Raw genomic sequence first — 11098 nt, 5'->3', positions numbered from 1 at the left:
GGTGTCGTTTTCGAGCATATCACAAGGTGTTTTTAGTCAAAAAAGTTATAAAAATCAGGATCTTTTGTTCTCCGCGCATTTTTTATTTCATCCATATCCAAATCATCGAAATCATTTTCGGAATCTTCCAGCAACGCTTTCAACGCCCTGTTTTTCACCTCTTTGGGGACACGTGGAAGCAATTCATTCTTTGCGGCAGGCTTAAGTCTATTCTTTAACGGCATGCTGCGCTCAACACCAGGCTTCACCTTAATAATGATTTGGAAAGTCTGATCCGGTCTTCCCCCGATTTGTTCCAACCATTCCGGTGGTAGACTTCTTCCCCGTACATTGTCAATCATTCCCGTAGGCATATATTTTTCCTTTGTCTGCATGAATCAGTCAAAATAAACGACACAATCTATCTGAATTATAGACAGCTCCTTAAAAAAAGGGTAGTGTCATAAAAGTGTTGATATCTTTTTGTGAAAGCCCTGCTGAATCAAGGTTTGTGAAGAGTTCATCAACATATTTGGGACACCACCAATTAAGAAAGAAAAGAGAAGTTAGATATGAGTGAGATGAGATACTCATTAATGCTGTTTTTGTATATCATGAACCTGATGCTAAATAAACGTTCAATTTCTAATATTTTTTTGTACTAACCGGGTCAATTTTGTTGGCCGCTACAGGGTCATTTATTTTGGACATTGACAGTGATACGGGGATTTCAATTTTATTTTGAAATTGAGAAACCATAATATATTTGGTTATGGCAACAGAAATCAATGCAGTTGTTTGTTCTAAAGCAAATTTAGTTAATGAGGGGTGGTGATCTAAGAAAGTTGCCAACAATTTTTTTTTGTCCAGACCCGATACTGTGGAAGCAGTTCCTATTGCAGTAACGGCAACATCATCGCCTTTATGATTTGAAAAATTTTGGCTGTTGTGGATCAAAAGTGATACGTTGGGGCACGCCGTTAAATAATCATATTTTGTTGTACTCATGGAGGTTAAAAGAAGAATATTTTTTAAGTCGGAAGTCGAGGCAAACGCCATAAGACTGGTATATGGGTAACCATTATATTGAGTTGCCAGTACTGCAAGTCTTTGGGTTGAAAATAAGGATTGAATATTTTGCAGTGCTATTTTTTGTCGGTTTTTCATGAGGTCTTCAGTGCTATTCACGATCATCCTTTCATTTAGTGAGGTTACATGATCTGCTTATTTTGGGGGTAAATCTTTTGGGTCTTGTCACCAATGTCAAATGAGCTGATCGAACCATTCCTTTGAGCATGTGGAAAAAAATATATTGGTGGAATGGATAAAGTGCATACCAATAAAGAATCCCTGCTAAGCCTTTGGGTAAAAATCTGGACAGCAGTGTTATTTCACATCGTCCATCAAAAAAGTCAGTTATGGTGATTTCCAACAATGCCTCCCCTGGTGTTTTCATCTCTGCAATGAGAAGCAATTTTTGATGGGGTTCGAGATCTAATACCCGCCAAAAATCCAATACATCGCCGATTCTGAGTCTTTCATTGGAGCGTCGCCCCCGACTCAGCCCAACCCCACCAGTGAAAATATCGATAACCCCCCGAATTTGCCAGAGCAAGTCCGCTGCATAGTATCCGGTCTTTCCTCCCAACCTTTCAATAGATGGCCAGAGTTCTTTTGGGCTACCTTTCACAATGGCACGGTACCCGCATTTTAGTATGGTGCCACCGGAGTAATCCGAGTCGCCGCAATGTGCCCACTCTGGATAAAGTAATTCTCCTGCGTCTGCCCAACAGGTATCGATCTGTTCTTGCCTGACTCTATCTAAAGCCCGATGGATAGCCTCCCGGCAACTGATGAGTTGCTGGGGAATAATTGATTTAATGGAATTTTCTGTGCAGGTAGTGGGAAGACTTAAACCTTCGGTCAATGGTTGTGCAATGGCTGCCGGTACCGGTGTCACGAGATGAATCCAGAGAGACGAGAGCTTGGGGGTTAACACTGGAACCGGAATCATCATCGGCTTTGGAAGATTTGCTTCTTCTGCAAAAATGGTAAACAGATCTTCATACGCCACAACATCTGGGCCACCAATATCAAATGTTTTTCCTTTAGTTTCAGCATGCTCCAGGCACCCTTTCAGATAACCCAACACATTGGTTATGGCAATGGGTTGGGTTGGCATATGTACCCATTTAGGAGTGATCATGACAGGAAGCCGCTCTGTAAGATACCGTAATATTTCAAAACTGGCACTCCCTGATCCCAAAATCATGGCTGCCCTGAGAACAGTAGCAGGTACTGGACCATTTAACAAAATATTCCCCACCTCATTTCTTGAAATGAGATGCTTACTGATATTTTCATGTTTTATATCGCCAAGACCTCCCAAATAAATGATATGATCCACCTCATGGGTTGCGGCGACTTGTATCAAATTTTCTGCACCAATACGATCGGCATGCCGGTATGTTTCTTTCTGGGAAATCATGGAGTGTACCAGGTAATATACAGTGCCACACCCTTTGACGGTTTTATGTAATGAATCAATATCCATGATATTCCCTGTGACCAACTCGATATTTGGATCGTTTGCCCAAGGTCGTGCCCTCATCTTTTCAATAGAGCGGCCCATTGCTCTGATGGGATAGCCGGATTGCAAGAGAAGGGGAATCAATCTGCCGGCAACATAGCCGGTTGCCCCGGTGATGAGTACAGGGCGGTTTGGTTTACATGTCATAATCTCTACCTTTATTTTTGGTCGTCATATCTATTTTGACTCATATCTATTGATACCCGCCACCAAAGATATCCCAACAGCAAAGCCTGAAATCCAAAAAAAAGTGAAGTGATGAGATTCATCATCTGGCTAATATTAAGAACAGTATATACTTCATCTGCAAAAAAATGGCGGTTAAGATTTCGCAGAATGAAGAATTCGATAAATCCAAAAATTATTATTTTATATCTCAATGGATCCCGGGAAGCCATCCAGGCGAAATAACCAAGAACAAATGCGAAAGATCCAATTATCCTTATAAAATAGATTGGCGTAGGTGTCCAATCGAGTGTACCTCCATATAAAGCAATTGCTGTTTTTTGGAAATCAATTGATACCATCAAACCAATACCAAAAATAAAGTGGAAAATTGCTATGAAAACAAGGACTGCTTTTAATTGACACAGAGAATTTAATGGTATTTTAATCACTTTGTTTTCAGCCCCTCTCTTTTTACTAACATGAACTGTTGATACTCAAATACGTCCGATGCCTGGAAGTACGGAACATCCCTCCATGTGTGAAAATGATATCAATCGCTTATCAGATTGCGTAGGTCAACAATTATAGACTTATCCGCATAGATATTATAATATTCAAAAATTTTAATGTGAGTTAAATGATGTAAGCCCTGAACATAAAAAATTGCAACATCTTTGTAAAGGATATTTTTATGGCTTTGTCAGTCGTTGATTTATATAAAAATGCACTTCCAAAAACCAATTGTAAAGAATGTGGTTTCCCTACCTGTCTTGCTTTTGCCAGTATGGTGGTTTCTGAAAAACATCCTTTAAAAAACTGTCCTTATATTAAAACTGAAATTATTAAAACGTGCCAAAAAGAACTTGACGAACAACATGCAGAAGGAAAATGGACAAAAAAAGATATGGCTCAAGATGCTCTTTTATGGGCAAAAAAACGAGCTGCGTCAATGGAAATAAAAGATTTACCCGAACGCATTGGTGGTGAAATCATTAATATAGAAGATGGTAGTGCGCTCAGGTTGCCTTATTTTGAAGATTTTGTTTTGATAAAAAAAGAAAGCGTCACCAATATTCAAGGAACAGCCCTTAATAGGTGGGAGCAGGTTTTTATCTTCAATCACATTGCACAAGGTGGAAAACGAGATCCAACAGGTAATTGGAAATCTCTTCAGGAATTCCCTAATACTATTTCCAAAATAAAGTCGATGCATTCCCATGTTGAACAACCCCTTATTAAAAAATTTGCCGGAGACATTCAGAAACTAATTGAAGCTTCTAAATCTTTGGGTGGAATAGATGTGACTGATAAATACTCATCATCAGATATAGCATTTTATTTTAAAGTATTTCCCAAAATCCCTGTGTTGCTTATGTTTTGGGATGTGGATGACTCATTTGATGCTGAGGTAAAATTTTTATTTGATGAAACCATTGTGGAGCATCTTGATATTGAATCTATTTTATTTTTAAGTGAACGGTTAAGACAGCTTCTTTGTGGTGAATCTTAAATATCAAGATTTGAGGTGGTATAAAAAATGAGTTCAGTGCTGAAAATTAAAGATAAAATGAATGGCTATGACACCCAACACAGCTTTTCAACCAGACAGGCCAGCCTGCCATGTCCGTTCCTCTGTCATGGACTAAAAATGGTCTTCCTGTCGGGGTACAGTTTGTGGCTCCTTTTGGAGATGAAGCAACACTTTTCCAATTGGCAACACAGCTTGAACAGGCCTCCCCATGGCAACAGAACGATGGATGGAGGCGGTAACTCATGACTGACTTTCAGATATCAGTAGAAATAGATCCGGATAAATGTTCCGGATGTGGACTATGCATTACCGTTTGCCCATCAGAAACGCTCTCTTTTAAAAATGGCAAGGCACATGTAACAGGCGATCATTCATTATCCTGTGGGCATTGCATGGCGATCTGTCCGGACACCGCCATTACGGTTCATGCCATTGATAACACCTATTATGTATCTTTCATCATCAGCAAAGTGTCTCAAGATGGGTAAAAAAACACCTTGGGAGCCTTTCTCCGGAAGTTAAGCAACTTCTCAAGAAGAAGATGAAGAAAATCATTCAGACAGGAGATCCTCGAACAGTTTCAAGACGCCTGGATGCCCTTGAAAAGAGAACGCTATTTCACGGATTGCCATTCCTGCAACGTTCCATGTTGCAAAAAATCAATTTAAATAGACTACTATTAAAAAACAATTTTAATAAATCAATCAAATTACTATCTAAAACAAACAACACTATGATTTTTTTGATTGTTTAATAAAAGGGCATTGTACAGAGAAGCTATTTTAACTACCTTAACTATATATATTTTTTACAAATACATATTGCCACACGAGTATCTTTTTTGTGATAATCCCCAATACGGACTTGACACAATACTTTGAACCCTATATAAACACATCAACATTAGGATATAGAGATTGTTTAGAACACTATGTTTTTTAATGACTCAAAATCGACATCTTATTGCTTTTTCAGAAGTTATTGCAGTTGTCTGAACCAGGATAACCAGGATGGATAGGATGCTCAGGATAGATAATCCTGCCTTATCTTGTTAATCTTGGGAATCCTGATTCAGACAGTGTTAACAAGGCTTACAAGATCATAGGTGTCGACTTTGAGTAATGAATATGGTTTTCATATTTTTTATAACCAACATGGCGTTTCACCGTCACAATCGAAGTGTTGAAAGTCTTTATAAAAAACAGCCATTTGTGGGAACTTTCATATAAAGGAGAAAAAATGGATGATCCAAGTTTTAAAGTAACAATTCCGGAAAACACCTGTGAAATTCAACAGGGAGAGGAACAATTTATCATCACCTGTAACGATGGCAGGGAGGTGCAGATACGGGCACATGATTATGATGAAATCTATAAAATTCCAGGGCTTTATGAGCACCTTTTCTATGAAAACTATAAATGTAAATCCCCTGCGGTTATCTGTTCAGAGCTTGTCAATGCAGTGGAGAACTCAAATCAGAAGATATCTAATCTGAAAGTGCTTGATGTGGGAGCCGGTAATGGCATGGTCGGTGAGGAGCTTCTTTCTGCAGGTGTGGAGAGCGTCATCGGTATCGATATCATTGAAGAGGCTGCCATGGCCACAGAGCGGGACAGACCAGGCATTTATGAGGATTATTTTGTAGAAGATTTGACCAAACTACCTGCAGATGTTGAAAAAAGAATTGTAAACGAATCTTTAAACTGCATGACGCTGGTTGCAGCACTGGGGTTCGGTGATATACCACCCCATGCATTTGCAGAAGCTTACAATTTAATAAGTGAATCCGGTTGGATCGCTTTTAATATCAAAGATGAGTTTTATTCCGAAAAGGATAGGACAGGTTTTTCTAAGCTAATTCAACATATGACGGACGGCGGAATATTAGACGTTAAGTCAAAAAAGCATTATGTGCATAGATTATGTCAAGATGGAACCCCCCTCGAATATTTTGCCATCATCGGACAAAAACATGATGACATCCCCACCAGCATGATTTTGAATTAAATCCCATAGCTTTATTTAAATGATCTTCAATACACCTTGATAAAGGCATTCGTCGTTATGAGTATGTCAATTGGGGTTTATTAGAAAGTCTCCATAACATATTGATATACAAAGACTTTCGTGTTCAGTTGTGATGCGTCAACAAACATGCAGATTTATTAGAAATCCTCCATAACATGCTGATATATAACGACTTTCATGTTTTATTGTGTTGCGTAAGCAAACATGGGGGTTTATTTGAATGACCTTGAACGCATCTTCATATGGTGAAAAACAGCAACAAGCCCATCTGCTTTATTGCCGACAGCGGAAAAGATATTCGACAGATTTATGAGATTGCATGTGCTGTTGCCGGTGGGGAGAAAGAGTTCCAGAAAAAACCGTTTCTGCTCAACTATTCCGAGGCCATCAGTCCACTGCGCTTTCCTTCAAATGTGATGGATAAACTCCTTTTCTGCGCAGAAAAGAAAATTCCAATCTGCCTGCCATCTGGCTGCAATGCCGGAAGCGGCGCTCCGGTGATCCTGAGTGGTGCCATTGCCCTTGGTCTTGCTGAAAACCTTGTGGGGCTGGTGATTCACCAGCTCGCCGGTAAGGGTTCTCCTTATCTATTTGCGCCCAATGTCAGTATTTTGGACATGAAAAGTACCGTTGTTTCCTACGGATGTACGGAATGGAGCCTGACCCAGGCCGCCCTTGCGGACATGCGGGATGAAATTTATGATATTCCCATCTGGTCATATGCCGGAGCCACGGATTCCAAGATTATTGATGCACAGGCAGGGGCTGAGGGAATGATGTCCATTATGACGGCCATGCTCTCCAGATGCAATGTGATTCACGATGTGGGCTATATCGAATCAGGACACACATCTTCTATGGAGATGGTGACCATGGCGGATGAGCTGGTCGCCATGAGCAGATTTTTCACAGAAGGGCTTCCCGTCAATGAGGAGTCCCTTGCGCTAAATGTGATCGAACGGGTGGCAAAGTCCGAAAATAACGCCATTTTTCTGGCAGATCCCCATACATTCAAAAATTTTAAGACAGCCCATTTGCTTCCAGAACTGATGGATCGCTCACGGTACGACGCATGGGAACAGGAAGGAAGTAAAGATCTGTTTACCAGATGCACTGAAAAAACACGAAAGATTCTATCCACCCATGAAGTGGAACCCAAATCAGAGGACGTTTTGAACAAGATAGAGCAGATTCTTCATCAAAAATAAACTTATGAATTATAACAGGAGAAATTTAATGACGGAAAAAATAACATCACTTTTTACATCGGAATCTGTAACAGAAGGACATCCAGATAAAGTTGCAGATGCCATATCAGACAGCGTCCTTGATGCAATTATGGCGGAAGATAAAAAATGCAGAGTCGCTTGCGAAACACTTGTCACAACGGGTCTTGTTATGGTTGCCGGAGAGATAACTACGGATTGTTATGTGGATATCCCGGAAATTGCAAGGGAGACCATCCGGGATATTGGATATCATTCATCGGATATGGGGTTTGACTGGCAAACCTGCTCAATGATTACAAGTATCGACCATCAATCTGCGGACATTGCCCAGGGGGTTGATGAAGGCCAAGGTCTTTTCAAAGAGCAAGGGGCCGGAGACCAGGGACTTATGTTCGGCTTTGCCACAGATGAAACCCCTGAGTTGATGCCCATGCCCATCATGTATGCCCATAAACTGACAAAACGGTTGACCCGGGTACGAAAGAACGGCGCACTGGATTTTCTGAGACCAGATGGAAAATCCCAGGTCAGCGTTGAGTATGTTGATGGAAAACCCAGCCGGGTGGACACTGTTGTTGTCTCCTCCCAGCACAAACCCGATGTCACCCATGAAGAGCTGAAGGCGACCATCATCAAAGAGGTGATCAAAAAGGTAATTCCTGCTGAAATGATGGATGGCGATACAAAATTTTTTGTTAACCCCACCGGAAAATTTGTCATCGGTGGCCCCATGGGAGATTGCGGGCTGACGGGACGGAAAATCATTGTGGATACCTACGGTGGCCAGGGAAGCCATGGGGGCGGCTGCTTCTCCGGCAAGGATCCCTCCAAGGTGGATAGAAGTGCCTCTTACATGGGACGCTATATTGCAAAGAATCTTGTGGCATCCGGCATTGCAAATAAGTGTGAAGTGCAGGTGGCCTATGCCATTGGTGTGGCTCAACCGGTTTCGCTCCTTGTGGATTTCATGGGAACCGGCAAAATTTCGGAAAAAAGGGCATCGGAAATTGTTCGGGAGATCTTTGATCTTAGACCTGCCGGTATTATTGAAACCCTTGATCTGCTTCGTCCCATATACCGAAATACATCTGCCTACGGCCATTTTGGCAGAAACAACCCTGATTTTACATGGGAAAATACCGATAAGGCAGAAGAGATACGTGCAAAAGCGAATATGTGATTTTTATTGAAAAAATTACTCCAGGGTAACCCCTGTTCTTTCAATAACTATCATTTTTATATTTGGGGATAATTGATGCGCAATCAATTATACCTGTCTATCATAAAGATATTAATTTAAATCATTTCGAACCATTGAATAAAATAAAGGAAAACTATAATATGTATCAAGCAGATAGTGAACCGTCGTTTATGCCACTGGATCCCACCCTTCACCATAAGGTAAAGGATCTCTCCCTTGCCTCCGATGGCCATAAGGACATGCAGTTATCCCAAAAAGAGATGCCTGGTCTGATGGCCCTCCGAAAAAAATATGGCGCAGAAAAACCGCTTAAGGGCTTGAAAATCATGGGGAGCCTTCATATGACCATCCAGACCGCCATGCTCATTGATACTCTATATGAGCTGGGTGCGGATCTCAGGTGGGCCACCTGCAATATCTTTTCGACCCAGGATCATGCAGCAGCAGCCATTGCCGACAAAGCTTCCGCTGCTGTGTTTGCCTGGAAGGGAGAGACCCTTGAAGAGTTCTGGTGGTGTACGGAACAGGCATTGACATGGCCGGACGGAAGCGGCCCCGACCTGATTGTGGATGACGGTGGTGATGCAACACTTTTGGTTCACCAAGGCGTAAAGGTGGAACAAGATGCCTCTCTGTTGGATAAAAAGCCCGGTAGTGTCGATGAACAATTTCTTATGGAACGCCTCAAACAAAGCTATGCACTCAATAACCAAAAATGGACCCGCATAGCCGAAAAGATCAAGGGCGTTTCAGAAGAAACTACCACCGGAGTCCACAGACTCTACAATCTTGCTGCAAAACATGAGCTTCTCTTTCCTGCAATCAATGTCAATGACTCGGTGACAAAATCCAAATTTGATAACCTTTACGGTTGCAGAGAGTCATTGGCTGACGGCATCAAAAGAGCCACCGATATCATGCTGGCCGGAAAGGTGGTTGTCGTGGCAGGTTATGGCGATGTCGGGAAAGGTTGCGCCGACTCCATGAAAGGGTATGGTGCCAGGGTTATCATCACTGAGATTGATCCCATCTGTGCCCTTCAGGCAGCCATGGAGGGATTTCAGGTTATGACCATGGAGGAGGCCGCTCCCCTTGGCGATCTGTTTGTCACAGCCACGGGGAACTACCAGGTGATCAGAGGAGAACACATTGCTCAGATGCGGGATGAGGCCATCATATGCAATATAGGTCATTTTGACAATGAAATTGAAATGGCCTATCTGGAAGGAAATCCCTCCAATACAAAATCCGTTATCAAACCACAGGTGGACAAATGGACCATGGAATCGGGGAAATCGGTCATCGTGCTTGCAGAGGGGCGTCTCGTCAATCTAGGATGTGCCACGGGACATCCCAGCTTTGTCATGAGCTGCAGTTTTACCAATCAGGTGCTTGCGCAGATCCGACTGGCCAAGGAAGAGCATGAAAAAAAGGTATATACCCTTTCCAAAGAACTGGATGAAGAGGTGGCAAGGCTTCACCTTGAAACACTTGGCGTCACATTGACCCGTATGAGCCAGGCACAGGCTGATTACATCGGTATTCCCGTTGATGGCCCGTATAAACCAGATCATTACAGATATTGATGAGGCCTCTGCAAAATCATAATTAATCGTGTTAATCCTTAAATCCTTTAATCATGATTCAGAATTTTTCCAAAAGTGTAAACTACTCAAAGTCGCCACCTATGATCTTGTAAGCCTTGTCAACACTGTCTGAATCAGGATTCCCAAAATTAACAAGATAAGGCAGGATTATCTATCCTGAGCATCCTATCTATCCTGGTTATCCTGGCTCAGACAACTGAAATAACTTCTGAAAAATCAATAAGATGTCGATTTTGAGAAACTAATTTTGAGTTGATATGAAGGATCTCCAAAAAGTTGTTTTTTTTCGGCGGGAATAGAATAGAAAAATTAACGAAAGGGGAATAGGTCTATAATGCCTGTTCCCCTTTTTTATTGTTTTTTATTTTCCGAATACTTATATTAATAACAGACATGAGAGTTGATTGTTGAACATATTCCTAATGTTAATAGGAGGTTAATGATAATGAAGATCAAATCAATGCTTTTTATAATGTTAATATTAACACTTTTATACTGTTTGTTCCCGTCATTATCAGTTGCAGTAGAAGTCGCACCTCATATATCTGACCGTGAAATTACAGAAAAACTTGCAAAATTAGAGGCTGGCCAGGAATCTCTTAGATCAGAAATGAAAGCTGCCAATGAGGCTCTTTCATCAAGGATATCTGATTTAAGAGAGGAGATGAAGTCAAGCAATGAAGCACTTAGATCAGAGATGAAAACAAACAGTGAAGCCCTTAGATCAGAGATGAAAGCAAACAGTGAAGCCCTTAATAAGAGACT

General features: G+C 41.4%; 10 protein-coding genes and 2 pseudogenes. 8 read left to right on the top strand and 4 right to left on the bottom strand.

Going from position 1 to position 11098, the window contains the following annotated elements; all coding sequences use genetic code 11:
• Positions 1–32 precede the first annotated feature (32 nt).
• The 4 genes from MTBBW1_RS15915 to MTBBW1_RS15900 all read right to left on the bottom strand — a co-directional run bounded on the left by MTBBW1_RS15915 (position 33) and on the right by MTBBW1_RS15900 (position 3186).
• Positions 33–353 (bottom strand): hypothetical protein, encoded by a 321-nt coding sequence (locus tag MTBBW1_RS15915; protein ID WP_080804746.1) that lies wholly within the window; start codon positions 351–353, stop codon positions 33–35.
• A gap of 271 nt (positions 354–624) precedes the next feature.
• Positions 625–1167: a pyridoxamine 5'-phosphate oxidase family protein gene (locus tag MTBBW1_RS15910; RefSeq protein ID WP_245809426.1), complete on the bottom strand. Its 543-nt coding sequence runs from the start codon at positions 1165–1167 to the stop codon at positions 625–627.
• 10 nt (positions 1168–1177) lie between these two features.
• Entirely contained in the window at positions 1178–2716 is a 1539-nt protein-coding gene (locus MTBBW1_RS15905; RefSeq protein WP_080804744.1) for an SDR family oxidoreductase, read from the bottom strand.
• A gap of 11 nt (positions 2717–2727) precedes the next feature.
• A complete protein-coding gene (locus MTBBW1_RS15900; protein ID WP_080804743.1) occupies positions 2728–3186 on the bottom strand; it encodes a hypothetical protein in 459 nt (152 codons plus the stop codon).
• Between the two features lie 242 nt (positions 3187–3428).
• Between MTBBW1_RS15900 and MTBBW1_RS15895 the strand changes: the two genes are divergently transcribed.
• The 8 genes and pseudogenes from MTBBW1_RS15895 to MTBBW1_RS28460 form a co-directional block, all read left to right on the top strand.
• Positions 3429–4247 (top strand): DUF3786 domain-containing protein, encoded by an 819-nt coding sequence (locus MTBBW1_RS15895; RefSeq protein WP_080804742.1) that lies wholly within the window; start codon positions 3429–3431, stop codon positions 4245–4247.
• Between the two features lie 89 nt (positions 4248–4336).
• Positions 4337–4507 (top strand): annotated as a pseudogene (locus MTBBW1_RS15890) (amidase family protein); the annotation flags it as partial.
• A 3-nt stretch (positions 4508–4510) separates the two neighbouring features.
• Positions 4511–4627, top strand: a pseudogene (locus tag MTBBW1_RS30385) (4Fe-4S binding protein); the annotation flags it as partial.
• Positions 4628–5507: 880 nt separating this feature from the next.
• Positions 5508–6275 carry a class I SAM-dependent DNA methyltransferase gene (locus tag MTBBW1_RS15880; RefSeq protein ID WP_080804740.1) on the top strand — a complete coding sequence of 256 codons (768 nt, stop codon included), beginning with the start codon at positions 5508–5510 and terminating at the stop codon, positions 6273–6275.
• Positions 6276–6538: 263 nt separating this feature from the next.
• A complete protein-coding gene (locus tag MTBBW1_RS15875) occupies positions 6539–7504 on the top strand; it encodes a trimethylamine methyltransferase family protein (RefSeq protein ID WP_080804739.1) in 966 nt (321 codons plus the stop codon).
• A gap of 28 nt (positions 7505–7532) precedes the next feature.
• The gene (gene metK / locus MTBBW1_RS15870) at positions 7533–8705 is read left to right on the top strand and encodes a methionine adenosyltransferase (protein ID WP_080804738.1); all 1173 of its coding nucleotides are present in this window, start codon (positions 7533–7535) and stop codon (positions 8703–8705) included.
• Between the two features lie 161 nt (positions 8706–8866).
• Positions 8867–10312: an adenosylhomocysteinase gene (gene ahcY / locus MTBBW1_RS15865; RefSeq protein WP_080804737.1), complete on the top strand. Its 1446-nt coding sequence runs from the start codon at positions 8867–8869 to the stop codon at positions 10310–10312.
• A 466-nt stretch (positions 10313–10778) separates the two neighbouring features.
• The coding region (locus tag MTBBW1_RS28460) for an apolipoprotein A1/A4/E family protein (RefSeq protein ID WP_222424076.1) at positions 10779–11098 on the top strand (320 nt) is incomplete at its 3' end.

This window comes from Desulfamplus magnetovallimortis (genome assembly GCF_900170035.1).
GTDB lineage: Bacteria > Desulfobacterota > Desulfobacteria > Desulfobacterales > Desulfobacteraceae > Desulfamplus > Desulfamplus magnetovallimortis.
Note: the sequence above shows the minus strand (reverse complement) of the source record. Positions and strands in the feature narration are given on the sequence as shown.

Coding starts and splice junctions, on each gene's coding strand:
- MTBBW1_RS15915 (WP_080804746.1), bottom strand. CDS start 353: ATGCCTACGGGAATGATTGACAATGTACGGGGAAGAAGTCTACCACCG.
- MTBBW1_RS15905 (WP_080804744.1), bottom strand. CDS start 2,716: ATGACATGTAAACCAAACCGCCCTGTACTCATCACCGGGGCAACCGGC.
- MTBBW1_RS15895 (WP_080804742.1), top strand. CDS start 3,429: ATGGCTTTGTCAGTCGTTGATTTATATAAAAATGCACTTCCAAAAACC.
- MTBBW1_RS15880 (WP_080804740.1), top strand. CDS start 5,508: ATGGATGATCCAAGTTTTAAAGTAACAATTCCGGAAAACACCTGTGAA.
- MTBBW1_RS15875 (WP_080804739.1), top strand. CDS start 6,539: ATGGTGAAAAACAGCAACAAGCCCATCTGCTTTATTGCCGACAGCGGA.
- metK (WP_080804738.1), top strand. CDS start 7,533: ATGACGGAAAAAATAACATCACTTTTTACATCGGAATCTGTAACAGAA.
- ahcY (WP_080804737.1), top strand. CDS start 8,867: ATGTATCAAGCAGATAGTGAACCGTCGTTTATGCCACTGGATCCCACC.